A 21,426-nucleotide genomic window follows, 5' to 3' on the forward strand; every position below is an offset into this window, starting at 1 on the left:
TCAACGGCTGTGACTACTGTCGTGCGACATAGGCAACTGAGCCTTTGACTATGTCAGCTTCAAGGAGATTTGTGATGACCACTGTCAGTGGAGCGACCGTTCTGGTGACCGGCGGGCAACAAGGCCTCGGCAAGGAGATCGTGCGCGAACTGCTCCAGGCAGGAGCCGCGAAGGTCTACGTCACCTCGCGAAACCCAGTGGATCAGGACGACGCGAGAATCGTCCCTGTCAGCTTCGAACTGGCTGATCCGCAGGCCGCCGTCGAGCTTGCACGCGTCGCCAGTGACGTCAGCATCGTCGTGAACAACGCTGGGATCATGACGTTCGGTCCGCTGCTGGACGACGACCAGGACGAGGTCGACCGCGTCTTCGGGATCATCGCCTTCGGACCGCTGCGTGTCGCGAAGGCCTTCGCACCGGTGCTGGCGGCCAACGGCGGAGGCGCGCTGATCAACATCCACTCACTCACTGCGTGGATTGCCGGATTCCCCGGCTCCGGAACGTATGGCGCCGCGAAGGCAGCACTGATCTCGTTCACCAACACCTTGCGCGCGGAGCTGTCCGCGCAAGGCACGCAGGTGCTCGGCGTCCAGCTGGGCCTGACCGACACCGACCTTGTCCGAGAGCTGGATGGGCCGAAGAACAACCCAGCTACCGTGGCCGCGGACATCGTTGCAGCACTGGAGAAGGGAGACCTCGAGCTCCTCGCAGACGACCACAGCCGTCACTTCAAAGGCGCTCTTTCCGGTCCGGTCGAAGCCTTGGACGTTTCCCGTTGACGGTCCCAACCAGGACGCCTCGCGAGCGCCTGCTCGATGCGGCTGGGGAGCTCTTCTACCTCGAGGGCGTGCACATCGGTGTGGATGCGGTGTGCACAGCGGCTGGGGTGTCGAAGAAGTCGATGTATCAGTTGTTCCGGTCCAAGGACGCACTGATCGCGGACAGTCTGACCCGTGTAGGTGTGGAGTTCCTGGCAGCGCTGGCGCCGAGTGGCAACGATGAGCGATCGCCGCGGGAGCGAATCCTGCACCTGTTCGAACGTCAGGACCAGATGTCGAACTTGAAGACCTTCCGGGGCTGCCCATTCGTCAACACCGCGACCGAACTGAAGCAACCCGACCACCCAGGCAGTGTCGTCGCCCGTGCCTTCAAGCAGCAGATGACCGACTTCTTCCACACCGAGACGATCGCTGCCGGAATCCCTGACCCGGACAAGCTCGCCAGCGAGTTGACCATGGTCTTCGACGGTGCAAGCGCCTGGGCTGTCGTCCGCGCGCAGCCGCTCAGAGGGGCCGGCGTGGCCATGGCGTCAGCCCTGCTCAGTGCCTCAGGGCTGGGAACGTCAGTGCTTCACCAGGGGTAGGGCGATGCTGGACGGCCGGCTCGCGTTGTGGTGGACGGTGTGCGTCACCGGTTGGAGGACCGTTGCGGCTCCGGCGGCTTCGCCGGTTCCAGGGTTGCGGGCGAACCGCGGGAATGCGCCGCCCGAGATCTGCAGCCGGATGCGATGCCCGACGTTGAACCGATGTGCCGTGGGGTCGAGCGTGATCGTCACCCTGCGGACTTCTCCGTCCGGCTGAGCGCATCGGACGATCCGGTCCGTGACGTTGATCGAGCGGCCAGCAGGGTCGACGTCGCAGAGGCGGGCGAAGAGGTCGGCGTTGTCGTTGTCGGACGCGAGGTACATCTCAACCACCGGTTGGCCGTGCACCTCGACGGATTCGGTGAGCGGTGCCGTAGTAAAAGTCAGTACGTCGGCGCGCGCCTCCAGCTTGCGGTTGTCGCGAGCTCCGCCGCTGGTTGCCATGATGCGGCCACCGACCGAGGGCGTCGGGTCTGCGGGGTCGTAGTGGAATTGCGTGGTCGTCGCGTCGTCGGAGGGCGATGCCTCGGACAGTTGCTGCGCGTCCTGTAGGTACCAGGTGGTCGTCGTAGTGTCCGGCGGCCAGCTGTGGTGTTCCTGCCACCCTCCGCCGACGAATACCTGGACCGGAGTTTCGCGCTTTCCGGAGACACGGCCCGCGGCGTGGGTGTCGAGCCAGGAGATTGCCTGAGGCATCGAAATCTTGTTGTCGACGGTGAGGTGCGTCCACGGGCCCATGGTCAGTGCGACATCGACATCGCGTGACCGCAAGGTCTGGTACTGCGTCAATGTCTGGTTGAGGAAATAGTCGTGCCACCCGCCGATCAGCAGGGTCGGAACCGTCGTCCGTGCCAGCGCTTCGGTGGCGCGGAACGGCTCCCAGTACGGGGCGTCGACATCGGGGTGGCCGACCCATTCGTCGTACCAGGGAGCGCCCTTGCCGCCCAGGGTGTCCATCGTGCCGCGCAGCGGCAGCCGTTCCAGCGCGCCGCGCAGTCTGCGCTCGGCCCGCATCATTCTGATCAGGCCGGCGATCGAGCCGACGGATTCCTGGTGTGACAGCAGGTCGGACCAGCTGAGCATGTTGAACAGGTCGAGCGGGCCCTGCTGGTAGGCGGCGTCGGCAAGGTCGTGTACGCCGATCATCACCACCATCGCCTTCAATTCGGGCGGCGGGTCCATCGCCAGCGCCCATTGGGTGAAACCGAGGTAGCTGCCGCCGGCCGTCGCGAGGCGTCCGTCGAACCACTCTTGGGTGCGGAGCCACCCGACTGTGTCCTGCCCGTCGTCCGCTTCGCTGACAGCCGGCCGGAACGTGCCACCGGATCCGAAGGTGCCTCGGGTGCTTTGCAGCAGAACGTGATAGCCGCGTTCGGCGTACAGCTGGGCTGACAGAAGGGCATACGGGAACCCTCGGCCGTACGGGCACCGGACCAGGATGGTCGGCACCGGCTCGCTCGTCACCGGGATGTAGTGATCAGCGAGCAGGGTCACGCCATCGCGCATCCGAACCTGGATCGCCCGCTCGACGCGCACGCGGTTGCGCCTGGCCGGCAGCCGCCACTGCCGTCCAGCAGCCGCACCCATCAGGCTCTGGACAGCTCCGAGCGACTTCACACTGCCGCGACTCATGGAATCTCCTTGTTCATTGGACGCGTGCGCATCAGGGAACGGTGTAGCCGCCGTCGATCGGCAGGGCCACCCCAGTGATGAAGCCGGCCTTGTCGGAGCACAGCCAGACCACGGCATCCGCGATCTCGGCGGGTTGGGCAATCCGGCCGATGGGGTGCGCAGCGACTAGTGACTTCATCGGCTCGGTCGCGGGGTCCATGGTTGCGATCATGGGTGTCTCGACCAGCCCTGGGCACAGAGCGTTGACCCGGATTCCCAACGCTGCAACCTCGAGCGCCGAACTCTTCGTCATGCTGATCTCGGCGGCCTTCGTCGCGGTGTACCCGGAGAAGCCGGCCACCCCGACCAGTCCTGCACCAGACGACATGTTCACCACCGCCCCGAAGCCTTGGGCCGTCATCTGCTTCAGCTCGTACTTCATCGACAGGAAGACCCCGCGGATGTTGATCGCGATCATCGTGTCCAGCATCTCGGTCGAGTAGTCGGCGGTCAGTTGGTACTCGCCGTCGTACCCGGCGTTGTTCACAGCGATGTCCAGCCGTCCGGTGTCTCCGATCGCGGCCTGGATCGCGGCTTCGATCGCGGACTCGTCGGACACGTCCGCGACAACGTGGCGGGCTGCTCCGCCGTTGGCCTGCACCAATCGCACGGTCTCTTCCAGGGTGGCCCGAGTACGACCAGCGATAGTCACCATCGCTCCCTCGGCGGCGAGTGCCAGTGCCGTCGCTCGGCCGATGCCGGAGCCGCCGCCGGTGACGAACGCCGTCCTGCCTGCGAACTGCTGTGTCATCGTGTCTCCTAGCGGATCTCGGCGGCGCTGAGCCACGGGGACACCGTCGACGGACGGCCGTCCACGGTGGCTCCTGCGAACTGGATGGTCGGTGCCAGTAGGCGGTTGTTGTCGGCCGGGAAGTTGAGCTTCGGCGTCGATACTTCGTCGAGCCGGCTGCGCTGCTCGTCGGTCAGCGTGACGTCGAGGGCACCCAGGTTGTTCTCGAACTGGTGCATCCGGCGCGCGCCGATCACGATCGAGGTCACCGCGAGCCGACCGGCCAACCAGGCCAGGGCCACTTGGGCGGACGTCACGCCCAGTTCGTCGGCGACGGCCTTGACGGCATCGATGACGACGAAGTCGGCCTCGCTCGGCGCCTGGCCGCGGGTGGTGTCGACGTCGGCTGCGCTGCTACTGGAGTACTTCCCGGACAGGAAGCCGCCACGCAGCGGCGACCACGGCAGCACGCCCATCCCCAGCGACTGCGCCATCGGGATGAGCTCGCCTTCGGAGGTCCGCTCCAGCAGCGAGTACTCCAGTTGGAGCGCGATGATCGGGCTCCACCCGCGCATCCGGGCGATCGTGGCCGCCTCGGCTGTGGCCCAGGCCGGTACGTCGGAAAAGCCGACGTACCGGATCTTGCCTGCGGCAACGAGATCGTCCAGGGCACGCAGGGTCTCCTCGACCGGCGTGACCGGGTCGAAGTTGTGGAGCCAGTACAGGTCGATGTAGTCGGTCTGCAGGCGCCGCAGCGAGTTCTCCAGCTGTTGCACGATCGCCTTACGGCTGGGTCCACCGCCGTTCGGATCGTTCTGGTACAGATTGCCGAAGAACTTGGTCGCGAGCACCAGCCGGTCACGCGCCCCGGGCCGCTCGGCGAGGAAGTCGCCGATGATCTGTTCGGAGTGACCGTTGGTGTAGAGGTTGGCGGTGTCGATCGAGTTTCCGCCCCGGTCCAGGTAGGCGGCGAGGATCTCCTTCGACTCCTCCGGGCTGGATCCCCAGCCCCAATCGTCGCCGAACGTCATCGTGCCCAGGGTGAACGGACTGACCCGCAGGCCCGACCGGCCGAGCGTGACGTAGGAATCGAGAGACACCGTGGACCTCCGAGGGACTGGCTGCGAGACCATCTCGCCTGCAGGTTCAGTCAACTCCCGGCCGGCCCGATCACCTAGACCAATGCGCGCGAGACGTTGCACGATTCGCTCAACTTTGCCCCGATAGTGGTGGTCGCCTGTGGTTCACTTGAGGAGTGAGGCACCTCGAAGAGCTCGGCGAGCGCATCATGCGGTTGGCCGGCGACGACCTGCGCCCGGTCTGGCTGGACGACGTACTGGTGTTCGCCGCCACCCACGTCACCGAAGCCATGAGCGCGGTCACCGAACCCATGCTCGTCCTGGTCGTCCAGGGCGCGAAGCGGTCCACCCTCAACGACCGCGTCTTCGAACACCACCCCGGCCAGGCCGTCGTCTTCACCGTCGACCTGCCGTTGATCTCCCAGATCATCGACGCGAGCCCCCGCAAGCCGTTCCTCACGCTGGGCCTGCGCCTCCGGCCGACGACGATCGCGCAACTGCTGGTCGACGGCGGCCCGATCGCCACCGGGCCGCACGACGGCTCGGGGATGGCGATCAGCAACGCCGACGACGCCCTGCTCGACGCGCTGGTCCGGCTTCTCCGCCTGTACGACGATCCGCGCGACCTGAAAGTCCTGGGAGCCGGCGTACGGCGTGAGATCCATTGGCGGCTGCTGAACGGTCCGCACGCTGCCCTGATGCGACAGGCGGGTATGGCCGACAGCCGCGTCGCCCTCGTTGCCCGCGCGACCGAATGGGTTCGCGAGCGCTACGACCGGGTGATCCGCATCGACGATCTGGCCGCGGATCTCGGTACGAGCGTGTCGTCACTGAACCGGCATTTCCGCATGGTGACCGCGATGAGCCCCCTCCAGTACCAGAAGCAGATCCGCCTGCAGAAGGCCAGGATGGAACTCATCGCCGCACCACACGACGTGGCCGCGATCGGCTACGCGGTCGGTTACGACAGCCCGTCCCAGTTCAGCCGCGAGTACCGTCGGCTGTTCGGCGCCGCACCGGGGCAGGACGCGATCCGCCTCCAATCAGCCGTGATCGTCCGCGAATAACCCCGGCGCGGTGGAGCTCAACCCTCTGCGATCAGGGTGTACGCGAAGGGGAGCCGACGGTCCAGCCAGTCGGCCTTCAGGGTCACGGACTTGGTGCTCTCGGAGAGCATGACGACCTCGTCGCCGGCTCGCCACTCCAGGACCCGGTCCTTGGTGGGCTGGTCTCCGCCTTCGTCGCCCGCGCTGGTGATCGCATCCAGTACGCCGGTGAACAACCGGCCCGCCGCCTTCGCCGCGAGTTCCTTCGGTGAGCCACTGAGCCACTCGGTGCGGCCGACGATCTCCGGGTGGCCTGGCTGGTCCATGCGCCAGGTCGGGCGGAGCATTGGCCTTCCGGACGGGACGCGGGTGATCGTGCCGATCAGTACTGCCTGGCCGTCGCGCACCTCGAAGCTGTTCTCAGCCACCTCGGCAACTGAGCACAGCACCTGCATCTCCTCGGGGTCCAGGGTGAGCCGTCCGCCGGAAGCGACGTACGCGCACGGCGTGAAAACCCGGTCGTCCTTGGACCCCTGAGGCACCCGAATGGCTTTCGGACCCCACTCGATCCGGTTGCGTTTGCGGGTGGCCGGCCGAGCGACCACACCCAGGGTGAACTCGCGGACCTGGTTCCACTCGATCTCAGCCACCGCGCCACCTTAGACCCCAAAGATTTTGAGGGGAGAACCAGCACATTGAGGGGATACCCGGGCACTTTGCTCGGTGTGTGAGTTCTGTACGGCGGCTGTGGTTCGAGGCAGATCGGGAGTGCTGTACGCGGTTGTCCGGCGCAACTGGGGAGTCGTACCACCCGCACGCGGCCCAGGAGAGCGCCGTACCCGCAACGTCCGAAGGATCCGAGGGCATGGTCTCCGGATCTTCGGACGTTAATCGCTGAGCAGCGGTCAGTCGATGCCTTCGACGATGCGGAAGTCGCGCTCGACGCCGTCGGAGAGGGCGGTCAGCGCCTCCTGGTACGCCGGACTCTCGTGCGCTGCGACGGCCTGCTCGAAGCTGTCGAACTCGACCACGACGGTGCGCTCGGCGATTCCGGCGTCGTGCGCCACGACCCGCCCACCGCGGACGATGGTCCGCCCGCCCGCCGGACCGACGGCCAGACCGGCCAACTCGTTGTAAGCAGCCAACTTCTCAGGGTCCGAAATGGCGCGGTAGACGCTGACCCAGTAACCCTTGGGCATGGAACCTCCAGTAGTGGGATAAGTACATCTAGGCGGCTGCAGGCTTGCCAATGGCAACCATTCGCTGGACGGAACGCCTGGCCTGCTCTGCGATTTCGCTCGGTAGCTGGATCTCGTCGCGACCCTCGCGCAGGCATCGGAGCAGCAGGTCCGGGGTGATCATCTTCATGAACCGGCACGACGCCTTCGGGTTCACCGGAACGAAGTTCGTGTGCTGATTCACCTTGCGCAACTGGTGCAGCATGCCGATCTCCGTGGCGACGAGCGCGGTCTCGGCCGTCATGCCGCGGGCACTCTCCAGCATCCCGGCCGTGGAGAGGATGTGGGTCCGCTCGGCCGGCAGGTCGCCCCGCCCGGCCAGCCAGATCGTCGACGACGCACAGCCGCATTCGGGGTGCACAAGGACCTCGGCCGTGGGGTTGGCCGCAACCTGGGCGCGTAGGTCGACCGGGCTGATACCGGCGTGCACATGGCACTCACCCATCCACACCTCGATGTTGTCCCGGCCCGTCTGCCGCCGGACGTGCTCCCCGAGGAACTGGTCGGGCAGGAACAGCACCGGCTGATCGCGGGGGATCGAGTTGACGACCTCCACGGCGTTGGACGAGGTGCAGCAGATGTCGGCCTCCGCCTTGACCGCCGCACTGGTGTTGACGTAGGCAACGACCGCGGCGCCCGGGTGCTGGGCCTTCCAGGCACGCAACTGATCCGCGTCGATGGTGTCCGCCAGGGAACAACCTGCCTGGGCGGTAGGGATCAGCACGGTCTTGTCGGGGCTGAGCAGCTTGGCGGTTTCGGCCATGAAGTGCACGCCGCAGAAGACGATCGTGCCGGCGTCGGTCCCGGCCGCGATCCGGGACAGCGCGAGCGAGTCGCCGACGTGGTCGGCGACATCCTGGATCGCCGGTTCCTGGTAGTTGTGGGCGAGGATCACTGCGTCTCGCTCCTGGGCAAGGCGGCGTACCTCGTCCTGCCAGTGGGTCGATCGGGTCTCGGTAACAGTCACGTCGGTGTCCTTTGGGAGGTTTTCGCTCCAGAGGCGATAACTAGGATCACGGTACCATCGTCGACGTGCCGGCAACCAAGGAAGGTGATCGGGTTAACTTCCCGAGCTATCCCCACGAAGTACTCGCGGTGGTCCTCTCCGTCCGCGACGGCAGGCTCTGCGTCCTACTGTGGAAGCGCGCCCGGAGTCCGCACCGGGACCGGTGGGCCCTTCCCGGCGGCGGTGTCGAGTCCACCGAGAGGTTCCGCGAGGCCATCACCGGGCATCTCGCTGCGAAGGTCGATGTCCGCGACGTCGCGCATCTGGAGCAGCTGGCCACCCACAGTCGCGTCGACCGCGACCCCCGGGCCCGGGTGCTGGCCACGGGCTATCTCGGCCTGGTTCCGTCCGACGTCGAGCCGGACCTTCCGTCGGACACCGCCTGGCACCCGGTCGAGGAGCTGCCGCGGACCGCGTTCGACCATCACCACTTCATCGAGGCTGCGACCGGGCGGCTGCGCGCGAAGCTCTCGTACACGAACATCGGGTTCGCGCTGGCTCCGCTCGAGTTCACCATCGCGGAGCTGCGGGATCTCTTCGGTGCGGCCCTCGGCTACCAGCCCGGCGCCACCAACCTCACCCGCGTCCTGACCCGCCGGCACGTGATCGACCCGACCGATCGACGGGCCAGCTCCGGCCAGTCCGGTGGCCGCCCGGCCACCGTCTACAAGTTCGTCACCCGCGAGCTCACCGTCACAGACCCCTTCGCAGTCCTCCGCCCGCCACGCTGACCGGCAGCTTCGCAGCTCACCTCGTATGGCGTCGACTGGAAGCAATGTGCTGCCGGAGATCGATTTCTAGCGGCAATCCCCTTCCACTCAACGCAGAAGGCCCTCCGCCTGCTCGGCGACTGAACCCACCGTGCTCGCCGGATGTGGGGATGGGCGGCGGGATGCGGGATCGGACTCGGACTCGGACTCGGACTCGGACTCGGGCGAAGTCTGCCGTTCTTCTGAACGGCAGACTGCCTGGGTTCGGTTCAGGGGAGAACGAGAGTTGTCACCGAGCGCGCGGGGAGGGTGAGGGTGGCAGTGCGGTTGGCGACCGTCACTGTGCCGGCCTTGTGCGGGGTGCCCGCTGTGCCAGTGGATTGCCAGACCTGTGCGGTGCCGGTCTGGTAGCCGGTCAGGTTCAGGGTGGTGGTTGTCGCTGTGGTGTCGGCGTTGATCAGGACGATGTTCTTGGCACCATTTGACGCGAAGGCGCGCAGGAGGTTGGTGCTCGATGCGGTGGTGACCATGGTGGTGCCGAAGTGGCGGAACAGGCCTTCGCCGGTGAACATGCCCAGACCGTGGTAGATCGGGGTCGGAGCGCTGACCGGGATGCCGCCTTCGCCTTCGGTGCTGGTGATTCCCAGGCCCGTGTTCTTGGAGGCGCTGCCGTTCTTGTCGCCGTAGAGCAGGGTCGCGACGCCGGACTGCAGCATCGTTCCGAGCGCTGCCGCGCCCCACACGGTGGCGAGGTGCGAGAGCATCAGAGTGCCGTCGGGATCGGAGTAGTCCATGTTCCACTCACCGATCTGGATCGGCACGTCCCGGCCGGCCAGCCTCGCCGTACGGGCCTTGAGATCGGCGATGTCGGAGCGATAGCTGTCGATCACCGTGCTGAGCAGTTCCTCGGGGGTGTACCGCGCGTACCCGGCGCCGTAGTCGTGGTAGTCGATGAAGTCGACGCGACTCCCGGACAACGTCAGGAACGTGTCCATGTACGGCGTTCCGTACTGCGGCTCGTACGCCGCCAGCGCCGGCCCGCCCACCTGGACGGCAGAGTCCAGCACGTGCAACGCGTCGTGCACCTGGTTGTAGCGAGCGCTGTACTCGTCAGCGGTCATCTTCTTCGGGTTGCCGCCGTTGTCGTGCTCGTTGCCGTAGATGAACTTGCGCACCGGCGTCCCGGCCGCCTTGAAGTGGTTGTAGATGTTCTTCGCGTCGGCGAGATCCTCGGCAGCCGACCGGCGTCCGTCCGCGGGGAGAATCAGCATCGGTTCGGCGCCGAGTTGGCGGATCGCCGCGACCCACGCGTCACCCGTGATCGCGGTATCGCAGTACGAACCGCCACACACCAGCCGGCCGGCGGCGTCGTACATGAGTTCCATCCGCAGTACGCCGAAGCCCTGCTTGCGAACGTTTTCTCGGTGGGTGGTGTCGTTGGTGATGTAGTGCTGATTGCCATAGCCGGTGATGTCGAGGCCGTAGTCGTTCGCCTCGAGCGTGGTGACCGGCTTGGTGAAGTCGACCGTGACGGTCGCCGTCGCGGCATGGGCGGGAAGGCTGGGCAGAAGGAGAGAGCCGGCCGTCAGGAGTACGGCAGCCACTGTCGGTTTCATCCGCATGCCGCCCAGCTTCGCAGCTCGATCCCGCCGAACCGCGTCAACTTGTGGCCACTTACCGCAACTGGCCAGATCGGCCTTAGCGGCCGTTCGAACGGGTTCTCCGTCTCAGTTGAGTTGCTGGACGACGGCCGGGACCAAGGATTCGAGCTTGGCCAGCACGGCTGCGTCTTCGGGGGCCGGTGTCGGGCCTTCCCTTGTCGTGTAGAAGTCGTACTCGATGGAGAGCTGACTCTTCTTGCCCAAGCCGATCCGGAAGACGTGGCTGTCGGCGTATCCCCGGCTCTGCTCGGCGGGGTGTCCGGCGATGGTGAGCGCCCGCTCCGGTGCGGGCTGGAGGGTGTCGCCTGAGCTGCTGATCACGACCTTCAGCCGTCCGCCGCCCTCAAGGAAATGGCAGCGGTGCCCGGCGACCACCGGCTTCAGTCGGTCGCCGAACCGCTCCCGCACCGGCTCGACTGCGATCGCGCAGAGCACGTGCGGATCGGCCTGAGCTTTGGAGTGGAGCTCGGCAGCCTTCGGCCTGTCTGCGGAGGTGTATGGCTCGCAGTCCTTGAAGTCGGTACGGAACTCGACGAACGCACATCCGCCGGGTGCGGCCTGCTCCGGCTCGTTCGGGCGAAAGTACAGCGGCGCCTGGACCCGACTGGGTGGTGGCGGCGTACGGAGCAGCTCGACCACAGTGGTGGCGAGCTTCGTCGCTTCCGGGCAGGTCGGAGCTGCCAGGACGATCTGCTGGAACGCCGGACGAGGGTGCCGAAGGCCGGTAGGCCCCTGGTCCATCGTGAGCACGCACTCAGTGCCCGACGACTTCAGTCCAGCGGTCCGGCCGGCAACGGTCACCCGTTCGGGGTGGCCCTTGGGGTCGAACGGGACAACGCCGTACGGCAGCTGAAGCCGGGCCTTGCCGGTCACCTCACACCTGTCCAGCGACTGTGGATACGGCGGCTCCTCCATGCCGAGCGCTCGTCCCAGCAAGCTACACGCATCCCATCGGCCCGGCCCGGTTGCAGACGGTTTCGCGAGCAGCGGAACGGCAGCGGCGGCGAAGGCGCGGAGCTGGCCGCACTTCACCTTGGTGGGCTGCACACCGCGATCTTCGAACCTGATCGCGAACCCGAAGCTGACCGGGACCACCAGTTCGCAGTTACCGTTCTGCAGCAGGTAGCCGACCGCCTCGCCGAAGATCAGCCGCTCGCGGCCCCGCCACCGGTCGTACCCGAGAAAGCGAGTCAGCAGGTCGACCTGCACCGCTCCGACCTGGTCGCCCCGGACCACGCAAGTCGACGGCGCCGGCTGTACGGACGGCTTGTCAACCGTAAAGCCGGGTGCCTTGGCGCGCGCCGGGTCGATCAATGCGCAGGGATCGATGCGGCTCAACGCTGCGACCACCGCACCGAGATCGCGATCCGGATTCGACGGCACCGCGGACCGCGTCGGCCCAGGGTCCGACGTCTCTCCCGTACTGCAACTGCCGACGACGAGCAGTGCCATCACCACAAAGATCCGAGCCAGCGCGCGCATGGCCGCGAACGTAGCAGCGACAGGGGGCTTGTACCATTTCGTCCCGGAGGGATCGACACATGGTGATGGGGAATCAAGACATCAGTTCCTGGGACGCGGAGTTGCACCGTTCCGGCCGAGTAGTCTTCGCGGTCCGGCGCGCGCTGGCCTTCGGCGGGCTGGTCGTCGTACTGCCGCTGACCGGCATCCCGATCGTCTCGGTCATCCGGGATCTCGACACCCGCGACACCTGGTTCACGATCCGGGTGGCCCTCCTCGCCGTACTGCTCGCCGTCGCTGTCGCACTCGCTGCTCTGTTCCTTGCCGGCCATCCGCGCGTGACGGTGAACGCCACTGGCATCCGCTTCGCCTGGTGGCGGCAGATCCCGTGGTCCGAGTTCGAGGGCACCACCCTCGTCACCCCCACCGGCGGCCTCGCCGCTCCCTACCTGACCATCACCTCGACCCGCGGCGCCAAGCTTCACATTCCCCAGACCAACGTCGCAGACTTCCGTGCCTTCGCCGCATGGCTCACCAAACTTCACACCCAGCACCAATTGGCGACCAGCAGCTGAGCGACGTCGTTGACCCTTTCGCGCTTCTATCGTGCGGTCACGTGCGGCTTCGCAGGGAAGCGCACGCTAAGGGGGGCTTCATGTTTACTCGGTACGGAATCGGCCGGTTGACGCGGACGGTGGTGGCGCTCGGCGCTGCCACTGCGCTTACGGTCGGCGGCGCGGTGACCGCGGGGGCCGCGTTGCCGAAGGTCACTGGGCCGACCTTGGTGGGGACCGCCGAGCCGACGTCGGCCAAGTACACGGCGCTCAACGGTGGGGTCACCGACGGCACCTACTGGTACGCCGTCGTCACGGAGCACGCCAAGTCCGGTACGAAGGTCTACGACTCCAACCAGCTGATCAAGACCAAGTTGTACGCGACCAGCCCGGCCAAGATCGCGACCTTCCGGATCCGCTCCGGCAACCACACGAACCTGCTCGGGCACGGCAACGACATCGCCTACAACGCAGACACCAAGCGATTGCTGATCCCCGCCTGGACCAACGACGACTCGGTCCAGGCCACCAACCAGGGACGGGCGATCCGGATCGTCAACCCCAGCACGCTGGCGATCGAGAAGACCGTTCTGTTGCCGCGGACAACGACCGGAATCTGCTACGACGCGGTCAACAACCGGTACGTCGGTGGCACGCTGAACCAGTACTACGCCTACGACAGCGCGTTCAAGCAGACCGGGAAGTCGGCGAAGCTGGCGATGTCCGGGCTCGGGCAGGGCATCGACTGCGACCAGAGCTACGTCTACGTGATCACCAGCCCCAAGGGCACGCAGAAGACCAACCGCATCTTCGTCTACGACTGGTCCTTCAAGCTGGTGCGCACCTACGAGCACGCCTCCGGCTCGGAGAGCGAGCACCTCACCCACCAGCGCGGCACCTACTACCTGGGCTTCAACATCGGCGCCGGCCGGCTCTACCGTCTGGACAACTTCCAGTTCACGGTGACCTACGCCGCCGCGGGCGGCACCGGCTCGATGGCGCCCACCGTGGTGCTCTACGGCCGGTCGACGGCCCTGCGCAAAAACACCTTCGTCCGCTCCGGCTACACCCTCGCTGGCTGGACCGCGAAGCGCTCGTACGACAACAAGACCCGCTACCAGAACCCGAAGGACACCACCAAGACCGGCTGGTACACCACCGGCAAGCAGCCGAGCGGCTGGAAGCCCTACCTCTACAAGAACGGCGCAACCGTGCTCCACACCACCCCCCGCGGAGCCGTAGCCCTCACCGCAACCTGGCGCAAGGCCTAACACCACCCCCCTAACGTCCGAAAGATCGGAGGGCCCCCCTCCGGCTGTTCGGACGTTAGCCCCGACTCCCAGGTAACGTCCGAAAGATCGGAGGGCCCCCCTCCGGTTGTTCGGACGTTAGCCCCGACTCCCAGGTAACGTCCGAAAGATCGGAGGGCCCGCCTCCGGTTGTTCGGACGTTAGGGACCCGCAGCGAACGGGGCGCCGAACCGCCGGGCGGGGTCACCCTGAGCACCCATCGACCACCTGGCGCCCCGCCGAACGGTTGAACCGTGCTCAAGGTCCCGCAGCCGGCTGACCTTGAGCACCCATCAACCACCTCCTGGCGGCGCACATGGTTGACCCGTGCACAACGTCGTGGCCACTGGCGGCAACCTTTTGGGCTTCGGTGGCAACTGGGGGGCATGAGGACAACGAAGCACGGTGGGGCGCAGCTGCCGAGACGGTACGGTCGGATTCCGCTGGCTCTGCTGGCCGTCGGCGTGGTGGTCTGCCTGGCCGTCGCACTCCTTGGCAGGGGCGACGCCGCCCCCGACACCGCCGACGTGTCCGTCACGGCTGCCAAGGCGAGCGTCCCGATTGATGCCGGCACGGCCGACGCCACCACCAGAGCGACGCGGCCGCGGGTCACGAGCCCACCACCGCGTCGTACGGCGGCCGCCGCCAGCAAGCCGCCCGCGGGGACTCGCAGCCCGCGCGTGGCTCCCAGCACTCCCACCCCCAGCCGGCGCGCAACCTCCAGCACCCCGCGTACGACGTACACGGAATCCCTGGCGGGACGGATCAAGCCCGGCGTCCGGTACCGCGGTGTCGCGACCGCCTACGAGGCAGCTGACGGTAACGGGGCCTGTCTCTACGGTCCGGCCGACGACATGATGATCGCGGCGATGAACGAGACCGACTACGAGTCGGCCAAGGCCTGCGGTGCACACGTGCTGGTCCGCGCCGCCAACGGGGCCTCCATCACGGTACGGATCGTCAACGTGTGCCCGTTGCCCTGTGCGCCTGGCCAACTCGACCTCAGCCAGGAAGCCTTCGCCAAGCTTGCCGAACTCTCCGTCGGGCGGCTCCCGATCACCTGGACGCTGCTGAGCCCTGCCGCGTCGGGCACGATCTCGATCCGCTACAAGGACGGGTCCAGTCAGTGGTGGTGTGGCATCCAGGCGATCGGTCACCGTAACCCGTTGGCGACGCTCGAGGTCAGGACTGCCAACGGCTGGCGCAAGCTGCAGCGCACTGGCTACAACTACTTCCTCTCCCCTGACGGCAGCGGCTGCGGCCGAGCGATCAGGATCACCGACATTTACGGTCAGCGGCTGACCATCGACGGGCTCGCGGTCAAACCGGACGTCAAGCAGTCGACCAGGGTCCAGTTCGCCCAGCATTGACCGGTACGCTCGGGCCGCATGTTCACGCGAACACGGCAGGGAGAGGGCGCCCGAAGGAGATGCTCCACGACACGTCCGCGGAGTTTCACGACTTCTTCGAACGCCACTACGCCGAACTGGCTCGGCTCGCGCACCTCCTGACCGGCGAGACCGACGCGGCCGACGACCTTGCCGCCGATGCGCTGGTCGCCCTGTGGCAGCGGTGGGACCGGTTGCAGGCAGCCCAACATCCGGTCGCCTACGCCCGTGGCGTTGTCGCCAATCTCGCGCGGGAACGAATCAGGAGCACGGTCCGCGAGCGACGGCGAGTAGCGCTGTTCTGGTCGCGGAGTACAGAACCGCTGGACGGGCCGGACGTTGCGGTCGTGCTGGACGTCCGGGCCGCACTCACCCGGCTGCCGTTCCGCAAGCGGGCGTGCGTGATCTTGCGGCACGCCTTCGACCTGTCGGAGAAGGACACCGCCGCCGTACTGGGTATTTCGGTCGGCACGGTGAAAAGCCAGACCTCGAAAGGCATGGCCGAGCTGGAACGACTGCTCGGCACAGAAGCAGTCGGCGAGCTGGCGGCAGGGAGGAGGAACCAGTGAACGAGGAGATCAACCGACGGCTGCGGGAAGCCGCCGAGGCCCACGAGCCGGACCGCGCACGCATCCTGGCGCGCGTCGAGCGCGGCCTGGCCGTTCGGCACCGCACCCGTTCGATCACGAGGTCGGGGCCCCGCGCGGCGATCGCCGCTCTCATCGCCGCCGCCACTCTGGCGACCGGTGGTCTCGCCGTTGCCGCCATCGGCGGAGTCCCGTCATCGCCGGCCCCGCGCCCCACACCCGCCGTACCGTCCCCGACAGTCACTCCCACTCCGACACCGTCGGCACGCCCCACCAGCAGTCCGGCCCCGACCACTACCCCGCCCAGCTCGCGCCCGACTCCGCCGGCCGACAGCCGGGTCCAGAACGGGCCGTTGTGGTCCGAAGGTTCGATCGATGCAGACAGCAACATCTACTGGGCGCAGAGCAACCTGATCCTCAAAACCACCCAGCCACTCACCGCGCTCACCGTGGAACTGCGCATCGCCCAGACAGGCGGCGTACAGAAGACCGGCAACTGGCAGACCCTGCCGAACGACGACTTCACCGTCACCGTTGAGGAATCCGGTGGTGCACTGCGCTACCGCTGGACCCTCAAGCCGGGCCGAACCGCTCCGGCCGGACAGCACCAGTTCGCCGCCCAGTACAACCACGCCACCGGCGTCCGCGCGGGCAAGCGGGACAACTACCACGTCCACGCCCAGAGCTCAGCCGGTTCCAGCACAGTCTGGGGAGGCTTCACACAACCCCGGTGAGGGCCGGAGGCAACGGTTCCCCTGGGTACGGGCGGAGTACGGTCAGCGAAATGTCAGAGCTGACCTTTAGGGTCGAGCGCGCCTGCCTCATCAGGATTCGGAACTGAAGCGTCACCACGTGATCAGCGTCGGTGTTACCCCACAAGGAGATTGTGTACATGTTGTTGGCTGTTCGAACGACCCTGGCAGGCGCCGCCTGTGTCCTGGTGGCCCTCACCGGGTGTTCGGCGAGTTTCGGTGAAGCATCCATCTCGAAGGAGAACCTCGAGACGGGCATCATCGACGCGCTGGAGAAGTCGGTGGGCAAGCGGCCCGACTCGGTGACCTGCCCCGGCAAGGTGAAGGCGAAGGTCGGCGAGTCCATCCGCTGCGAGCTGGCGGCCGGCACCTCCAAGTACGGGCTGACCGCAACCATCACGTCGTACGACAAGGAGTCCAAGAACGTGAAGTACGACATCAAGGTGGACCAGAAGCGCGCCAACTAGGCAAAAGCCAGGCGGCCCCGGCACACCAAGTGCCGGGGCCCACCCCGGTGAGCTACTCGTTGTGGAGCACCTGGGCGATCGTGGTGCGGGCTGCTGAGCGGGCCGGCAGGTAGGCACCGGCGGCGGCGATCAGCACGCCGGCGAGCACGAGCAACGCGAGCAGCCCGGCCGGGAACACATCGAGCATGAAGGCCGGCACCTCGATCTGAGCTCCGTTCGCCATCGCCGGTAGCACCAGGCGATGCGCCAGGATTCCCAGCGGGATGCCGAGCAGTCCGCCGATCGCGCCCAGGGCCGTCATCGACGTCACGACCATCACCACAACCTGCGCGGGAGTCATCCCGATCGACTTGAGCATGCCGAGGTCGCGGCGGCGTTCGCGGGTGTTGAGGACGACGGTGTTGAAGACGCCGAGCGCAGCGACCGTACCCAGCATCAGCGTGAGCAGGATGACCGTGGCCAGCACCACCGCGACGAACGTCCCGGCGTCCTGGCCCTCGCCCTCCATCAGGCCGGAGTCCTTCGCCTGGATCGCCTGTACGACGGCATCCAGACCCGTCCCGGGTTTCACGTTGACCTCGTAGATGCTGGCCCGCGCGGCCGGTGCGATCAGCCCGAGCGTCGCCCAGTTGGACAGCACCTCGTCACCCGAGTTGTACATCGCCTTGCCGACGATCTGCGCCCGCACACTCTTCCCCCGGGACTGCAAGGTGATCGTGTCGCCGACTGCGAGCCCACGCTGCCGCAGGAAGCGTTCGGACACGACGACCTGCCCCGGCCCGTCGAACCAGCGCCCCTCCAGCAGCCGATAGCCCACCTGCTGGAAATCACCGCGGTAGAACGACACCCGTACGTCGGTCTGAGCGCCCGCTAGCCGCATCGACAGATCGGCGAGGGCGGCCACCGAAGTCACCCCGGGAGTGGACCGCACCAGCGCCTCGTCCTCCGCGTCACTCAACTTCGCGCGCGGCGGCTCCCCAGGACCGTTCTGGACCGGACCGTTCGGGACCGGACCTTCCGAACCAGGCCCCTCGGCTCCGGGCTCGCTCGGGCCGGCGTACAACGACAGGTCGACCGCACCGGCCCGGCTGGCCGCGGTCTGGTACGTCGTCAACGACTTTCCCAGACCGACAGCCAGCGTCACACTCAGCACTCCGAGTACGACGGCCGCCAGCGTCAACGCCGTACGCCCGGGGCGAGCGAACGGCAGCCCCAGCCCGAGACTGAGCGGCCGCGGCAGGCGACTGCCACTGAGCCAGCGCTGGACCCGTAGCCCTCGGCCGGCCTGCGGCGCGCTGCCCGCGCTGATGGCCTGAGCCGCCGACAGACTCCGCGCCCTCAGAGCCGGTAGCAACGCTGACAGTGCCACCACAGCCGGTACGCCGACCAGCGCCGCGATGTCCACCCAGATCGGTACGCCGACCCCGCCCGCGCCGTAGTTCTCGAAAGCCCTTGTCAGCAAGGAGGTCGCCAACACGTTGCCTATGACAACACCGATGACACAACCGATCACGGCCGGGATCGACACCATTCCCAGGTAGACCATCAGCACCTGAGTCGGCGTGAAGCCCAAGGATTTCAGCACGCCGATGTGCTTGAACCCGGCGACCACAGCACCACTGACGACGTTGGCCACGATCAGTACTGCGACAGCGAGCCCGAGCCACCCGAACACCATCAAGAACGGCACGAACGTGTTGGGTTCAGCGGCCGCCTGCGCCCGCAGCGTCAGATACGACTGCGTCCCGATCAGTGCACCGGACGGCAGGCCGGCGGTCACCGCCTGCTGACCGGCGGCCAGCTCCTCGTTCGTGGCTGCCTGTGCGAACCGGTAGAGCATCTGGGTCGAGGTCGGATTCAACGCGCTCATCTGCTCAGGCGTGACCCACGCACCAGCCGAGTGGCTCACGCTGTACGCGAAACCGACGATGGTGAACGTCCGGCCGCCTAGGCTCATCGTGCTGTTCAACTGTTGCACACCACGCCCTTCTGACGCGGTCGGGTTGCGGTTGAGCACGATCTCGCCAACCTTGTCGGCCCAGCGCCCCTGCCACACGTTGAGCCGGTCGACCGTTCCACCCGGGTCTGAGCGCCCCACCGTGACCAGCGCGTTCTGACGACCCTCGAGAGTGACCTGCGCGAACGGCCCGGCGGTGGCCGCCGCACTCCGCGCCGCCTCTGTCAGCTGAGCGTCGGTGACCTTGGTGCGGTCGTACGACGCGGTCAGCTGGGCGCCACTTTGCTTGGCATACGCGCGGTTGAACGGACCACTCGATGCCGCCAGCAACCCCAGCGCGACCACGATCATCGACGTCGACAGCAGCACGACCACGCCGATGACCACGGTCTGCACGCGGCGTCGCCGTACCGCTGCTCGTGCGACTGGCCAGACGGCGGTCACGGCGTACGCTCCAGCATGCGTTCGTTCGCGACCTGACCGTCGACGAAGTCGATGACCCGGCTGGCGCACCTGGTCGCCAGTTGCTGGTCGTGCGTTACCAGCAGCAGCGTCTGACCGATCTGGTTGAGGTCGAGCAGCAGGTCCATCACCTGCTCGCCGGCTCGGGTGTCCAGCGCACCGGTCGGCTCGTCGGCCAGCAACAGCGCCGGGCGGTTCATCAGAGCGCGTGCGACCGCCACGCGCTGCCGCTCGCCACCGCTCAGCTGCGACGGGTAGACGTTGCGTCGTCCGGCGATGCCCAGCTCCTCGAACAGTTCGAGGGCACGCTTGCGGGCGGGGTTGGCCGCCGTACCGGTCAACTGTGCCGCGAGGGCGACGTTGTCGAGGGCGGACAGGTCGTCCAGCAGGTTGAAGAACTGGAAGATCATCCCGATCCGCCGGCGCCGGAACAGCGCCAGTCCCTTCTCGTCCAGAGCACCCAGGTCCTCGCCGTGCACCACGACGGAGCCTGACGTCGGCCGGTCCAGTCCGGCCACCATGCTGAGCAGCGTCGACTTACCGCTGCCGGACGGTCCCATTACCGCGACGGCCTCACCGGCGTGGATCTCCAGTGACACCCCGTCGAGCGCGACCGATTCGCCGTACTCCTTCCGTACGGCGGTGAGCCGCACGACCGCCTGTCCGCTGTCTGCCTCGTCTGTCATGCTGCTCACGCTATGGCCGGTCAACCGCCGCTGACGTCACCCTGGCGGTGTAACGTCCGCCGGCTGTCATCCTGGAGATGTACGGCGTGCCTCCGTGGGAGGATGCGAATTCGCCAACTGCCCTGAGACAGTGGTTCTCGTGATCATCGTCTGGCTCGTCGTCGCAGCGCTGGCAGTGGCGACCGGCCTCCTCGCCTTCGCGCTCGTCCGGGCGCGACGTGCCCACTCCCGCGCGTTGGAAGAGCGCGGCTGGTTGCTGGAGCGCGAACGAGAGGCAGCAGCTCAGAGCGCGGTGGATGCCGAGCGCGCCCGGATAGCGCACGACCTGCACGACATCGTGAGCCACAACGTCAGCGTGATGGTCATCCAGGCCGGTGCGGCCCGGCAGGTGCTGGCCACCGAACCTGGGCAGGCCGAGGCCGCACTGCTCGCTGTGGAGGCAGCTGGTCGCGACACTATGGCCGAGCTGCGGCACCTGCTCGGGCTGCTCGCACCGAAGGCCGATGGCGCTGACGAAGCGGATGCCTTGTCCCCGCAACCGAGTCTGAGGCGGCTCAGTGCGCTGGTTGACCGCATCGCCTTCGCCGGGTTACCGGTCGACGTACGGATCTCCGGAGAGCCGCGGCCACTGCCGACCGGTGCCGACGTGACGGCGTACCGCATCATTCAGGAGGCACTGACCAATGCGCTCAAGCACGGCGACGGAGTGAAGGCCGAGGTGTCGGTGCGCTACAGCGACCACGCCCTTCGGGTGGAAGTCCTGAACACCGGTCCGAGCGTCCTGAGGGGTGGGGCCCGCACTTCACCGGGGACCAGTGGTGACGGTCGTGGTCTGCTCGGCCTGAAGCAGCGGGTGGCCGTTTATGGCGGTGAGCTCGACGCACGTCGCCGCCTCGGCGGTGGCTTCCGGGTGCGCGCCAAGCTTCCGCTGGACCGCCCGTGACAACCCGAGTCGTGATCGCCGACGATCAAGCGCTGGTGCGGACCGGCTTCCGGATGATTCTGACCGCCCGCGGTATCGAGGTCGTCGGCGAGGCCGCGGACGGCGCCGAGGCAGTAGACGCCGTACGACGCCTTCGCCCTGACGTCGTACTGATGGACATCCGCATGCCCACCATGGACGGCCTGGAGGCGACCCGCCGCATCCTCGCCACCCCCACCGACTGCCGCATCCTGATCCTCACCACCTTCGACGTCGACCGCTACGTGTACGCCGCCCTCGCCGCCGGTGCCAGCGGCTTCCTGCTCAAGGACGTCACCCCCGAACACCTCACCGCCGCCGTCACCCTGGTCGCGACCGGTGATGCTCTCCTGTCCCC

Annotated in this window: 22 protein-coding genes; 12 read left to right on the forward strand and 10 right to left on the reverse strand. The window is 67.1% G+C overall.

The window, feature by feature from the left end; translation table 11 throughout:
• The first annotated feature begins 74 nt into the window (after positions 1-74).
• The gene (locus E1261_RS14845; protein WP_132406934.1) at positions 75-779 is read left to right on the forward strand and encodes an SDR family oxidoreductase; all 705 of its coding nucleotides are present in this window, start codon (positions 75-77) and stop codon (positions 777-779) included.
• A complete protein-coding gene (locus E1261_RS14850; protein WP_132406936.1) occupies positions 776-1,363 on the forward strand; it encodes a TetR/AcrR family transcriptional regulator in 588 nt (195 codons plus the stop codon). The genes E1261_RS14845 and E1261_RS14850 overlap by 4 nt, the downstream gene beginning before the upstream one ends.
• Here E1261_RS14850 and E1261_RS14855 read toward each other — a convergent pair.
• From E1261_RS14855 to E1261_RS14865, 3 genes are read right to left on the reverse strand one after another with little or no spacing between them, the layout of a single operon-like run.
• Entirely contained in the window at positions 1,343-2,995 is a 1,653-nt protein-coding gene (locus E1261_RS14855) for a CocE/NonD family hydrolase (protein ID WP_165952507.1), read from the reverse strand. The two genes, E1261_RS14850 and E1261_RS14855, sit on opposite strands and share 21 nt — an antisense overlap.
• A 31-nt stretch (positions 2,996-3,026) precedes the next feature.
• A complete protein-coding gene (locus tag E1261_RS14860; protein ID WP_132406940.1) occupies positions 3,027-3,785 on the reverse strand; it encodes an SDR family NAD(P)-dependent oxidoreductase in 759 nt (252 codons plus the stop codon).
• An 8-nt stretch (positions 3,786-3,793) separates the two neighbouring features.
• The gene (locus E1261_RS14865) at positions 3,794-4,864 is read right to left on the reverse strand and encodes an aldo/keto reductase (RefSeq protein WP_132406942.1); all 1,071 of its coding nucleotides are present in this window, start codon (positions 4,862-4,864) and stop codon (positions 3,794-3,796) included.
• Positions 4,865-5,019: 155 nt separating this feature from the next.
• Here E1261_RS14865 and E1261_RS14870 point away from each other — a divergent pair, with 155 nt between their 5' ends.
• Positions 5,020-5,910 carry an AraC family transcriptional regulator gene (locus E1261_RS14870; protein WP_132406944.1) on the forward strand — a complete coding sequence of 297 codons (891 nt, stop codon included), beginning with the start codon at positions 5,020-5,022 and terminating at the stop codon, positions 5,908-5,910.
• A 17-nt stretch (positions 5,911-5,927) separates the two neighbouring features.
• On the opposite strand, the gene E1261_RS14875 is transcribed toward E1261_RS14870, so the two are convergent.
• The 3 genes from E1261_RS14875 to nadA all read right to left on the reverse strand — a co-directional run bounded on the left by E1261_RS14875 (position 5,928) and on the right by nadA (position 8,094).
• Positions 5,928-6,539 carry a lipocalin-like domain-containing protein gene (locus E1261_RS14875; protein WP_132406946.1) on the reverse strand — a complete coding sequence of 204 codons (612 nt, stop codon included), beginning with the start codon at positions 6,537-6,539 and terminating at the stop codon, positions 5,928-5,930.
• Positions 6,540-6,794: 255 nt separating this feature from the next.
• A complete protein-coding gene (locus E1261_RS14880) occupies positions 6,795-7,088 on the reverse strand; it encodes a DUF1330 domain-containing protein (protein ID WP_132406948.1) in 294 nt (97 codons plus the stop codon).
• A gap of 28 nt (positions 7,089-7,116) precedes the next feature.
• The gene (nadA, locus tag E1261_RS14885) at positions 7,117-8,094 is read right to left on the reverse strand and encodes a quinolinate synthase NadA (protein ID WP_132406950.1); all 978 of its coding nucleotides are present in this window, start codon (positions 8,092-8,094) and stop codon (positions 7,117-7,119) included.
• 65 nt (positions 8,095-8,159) lie between these two features.
• On the opposite strand from nadA, the gene E1261_RS14890 reads away from it, so the two are divergent.
• Positions 8,160-8,864 carry an NUDIX hydrolase gene (locus tag E1261_RS14890; RefSeq protein WP_132406952.1) on the forward strand — a complete coding sequence of 235 codons (705 nt, stop codon included), beginning with the start codon at positions 8,160-8,162 and terminating at the stop codon, positions 8,862-8,864.
• A 248-nt stretch (positions 8,865-9,112) separates the two neighbouring features.
• Here E1261_RS14890 and E1261_RS14895 read toward each other — a convergent pair whose 3' ends face one another.
• Complete coding sequence (locus E1261_RS14895; protein WP_132406954.1) at positions 9,113-10,465, reverse strand: GH39 family glycosyl hydrolase; 1,353 nt, start codon at positions 10,463-10,465, stop codon at positions 9,113-9,115.
• A 105-nt stretch (positions 10,466-10,570) separates the two neighbouring features.
• Positions 10,571-11,986 (reverse strand): hypothetical protein, encoded by a 1,416-nt coding sequence (locus tag E1261_RS14900; protein WP_132406956.1) that lies wholly within the window; start codon positions 11,984-11,986, stop codon positions 10,571-10,573.
• A gap of 59 nt (positions 11,987-12,045) precedes the next feature.
• On the opposite strand from E1261_RS14900, the gene E1261_RS14905 reads away from it, so the two are divergent.
• The 6 genes from E1261_RS14905 (at position 12,046) to E1261_RS14930 (ending at position 17,002) form a co-directional block, all read left to right on the forward strand.
• Positions 12,046-12,540: a hypothetical protein gene (locus E1261_RS14905; RefSeq protein WP_132406958.1), complete on the forward strand. Its 495-nt coding sequence runs from the start codon at positions 12,046-12,048 to the stop codon at positions 12,538-12,540.
• A gap of 80 nt (positions 12,541-12,620) precedes the next feature.
• Complete coding sequence (locus E1261_RS14910; RefSeq protein ID WP_132406960.1) at positions 12,621-13,790, forward strand: InlB B-repeat-containing protein; 1,170 nt, start codon at positions 12,621-12,623, stop codon at positions 13,788-13,790.
• A 404-nt stretch (positions 13,791-14,194) separates the two neighbouring features.
• Positions 14,195-15,178, forward strand: a complete 984-nt coding sequence (locus E1261_RS14915; RefSeq protein WP_132406962.1) for an expansin EXLX1 family cellulose-binding protein — start codon at positions 14,195-14,197, stop codon at positions 15,176-15,178.
• A 59-nt stretch (positions 15,179-15,237) separates the two neighbouring features.
• On the forward strand, positions 15,238-15,765 hold the full coding sequence (locus E1261_RS14920; RefSeq protein ID WP_132406964.1) for a SigE family RNA polymerase sigma factor: 528 nt from the start codon (positions 15,238-15,240) through the stop codon (positions 15,763-15,765).
• Positions 15,762-16,517 carry a hypothetical protein gene (locus tag E1261_RS14925; RefSeq protein WP_132406966.1) on the forward strand — a complete coding sequence of 252 codons (756 nt, stop codon included), beginning with the start codon at positions 15,762-15,764 and terminating at the stop codon, positions 16,515-16,517. Before E1261_RS14920 ends, E1261_RS14925 begins: the two co-directional genes overlap by 4 nt.
• 158 nt (positions 16,518-16,675) lie before the next feature.
• Positions 16,676-17,002: a DUF4333 domain-containing protein gene (locus tag E1261_RS14930; protein ID WP_132406968.1), complete on the forward strand. Its 327-nt coding sequence runs from the start codon at positions 16,676-16,678 to the stop codon at positions 17,000-17,002.
• Between the two features lie 52 nt (positions 17,003-17,054).
• Here E1261_RS14930 and E1261_RS14935 read toward each other — a convergent pair whose 3' ends face one another.
• Positions 17,055-19,403: an ABC transporter permease gene (locus E1261_RS14935; RefSeq protein WP_132406970.1), complete on the reverse strand. Its 2,349-nt coding sequence runs from the start codon at positions 19,401-19,403 to the stop codon at positions 17,055-17,057.
• Positions 19,400-20,107 carry an ABC transporter ATP-binding protein gene (locus E1261_RS14940; protein ID WP_132406972.1) on the reverse strand — a complete coding sequence of 236 codons (708 nt, stop codon included), beginning with the start codon at positions 20,105-20,107 and terminating at the stop codon, positions 19,400-19,402. Before E1261_RS14940 ends, E1261_RS14935 begins: the two co-directional genes overlap by 4 nt.
• 139 nt (positions 20,108-20,246) lie before the next feature.
• Here E1261_RS14940 and E1261_RS14945 point away from each other — a divergent pair, with 139 nt between their 5' ends.
• Complete coding sequence (locus tag E1261_RS14945; protein ID WP_238176230.1) at positions 20,247-21,050, forward strand: sensor histidine kinase; 804 nt, start codon at positions 20,247-20,249, stop codon at positions 21,048-21,050.
• Positions 21,051-21,103: 53 nt separating this feature from the next.
• Positions 21,104-21,426, forward strand: a 323-nt coding sequence (locus E1261_RS14950) for a response regulator (RefSeq protein WP_202874708.1), incomplete at its 3' end; no start/stop codon positions are given.

The organism is Kribbella albertanoniae, from assembly GCF_004348455.1.
GTDB lineage: Bacteria > Actinomycetota > Actinomycetes > Propionibacteriales > Kribbellaceae > Kribbella > Kribbella albertanoniae.

Coding starts and splice junctions, on each gene's coding strand:
- E1261_RS14845 (WP_132406934.1), top strand. CDS start 75: ATGACCACTGTCAGTGGAGCGACCGTTCTGGTGACCGGCGGGCAACAA.
- E1261_RS14855 (WP_165952507.1), bottom strand. CDS start 2,995: ATGAGTCGCGGCAGTGTGAAGTCGCTCGGAGCTGTCCAGAGCCTGATG.
- E1261_RS14860 (WP_132406940.1), bottom strand. CDS start 3,785: ATGACACAGCAGTTCGCAGGCAGGACGGCGTTCGTCACCGGCGGCGGC.
- E1261_RS14880 (WP_132406948.1), bottom strand. CDS start 7,088: ATGCCCAAGGGTTACTGGGTCAGCGTCTACCGCGCCATTTCGGACCCT.
- E1261_RS14895 (WP_132406954.1), bottom strand. CDS start 10,465: ATGCGGATGAAACCGACAGTGGCTGCCGTACTCCTGACGGCCGGCTCT.
- E1261_RS14900 (WP_132406956.1), bottom strand. CDS start 11,986: ATGCGCGCGCTGGCTCGGATCTTTGTGGTGATGGCACTGCTCGTCGTC.
- E1261_RS14905 (WP_132406958.1), top strand. CDS start 12,046: ATGGTGATGGGGAATCAAGACATCAGTTCCTGGGACGCGGAGTTGCAC.
- E1261_RS14910 (WP_132406960.1), top strand. CDS start 12,621: ATGTTTACTCGGTACGGAATCGGCCGGTTGACGCGGACGGTGGTGGCG.
- E1261_RS14915 (WP_132406962.1), top strand. CDS start 14,195: ATGAGGACAACGAAGCACGGTGGGGCGCAGCTGCCGAGACGGTACGGT.
- E1261_RS14920 (WP_132406964.1), top strand. CDS start 15,238: ATGCTCCACGACACGTCCGCGGAGTTTCACGACTTCTTCGAACGCCAC.
- E1261_RS14930 (WP_132406968.1), top strand. CDS start 16,676: ATGTTGTTGGCTGTTCGAACGACCCTGGCAGGCGCCGCCTGTGTCCTG.
- E1261_RS14940 (WP_132406972.1), bottom strand. CDS start 20,107: ATGACAGACGAGGCAGACAGCGGACAGGCGGTCGTGCGGCTCACCGCC.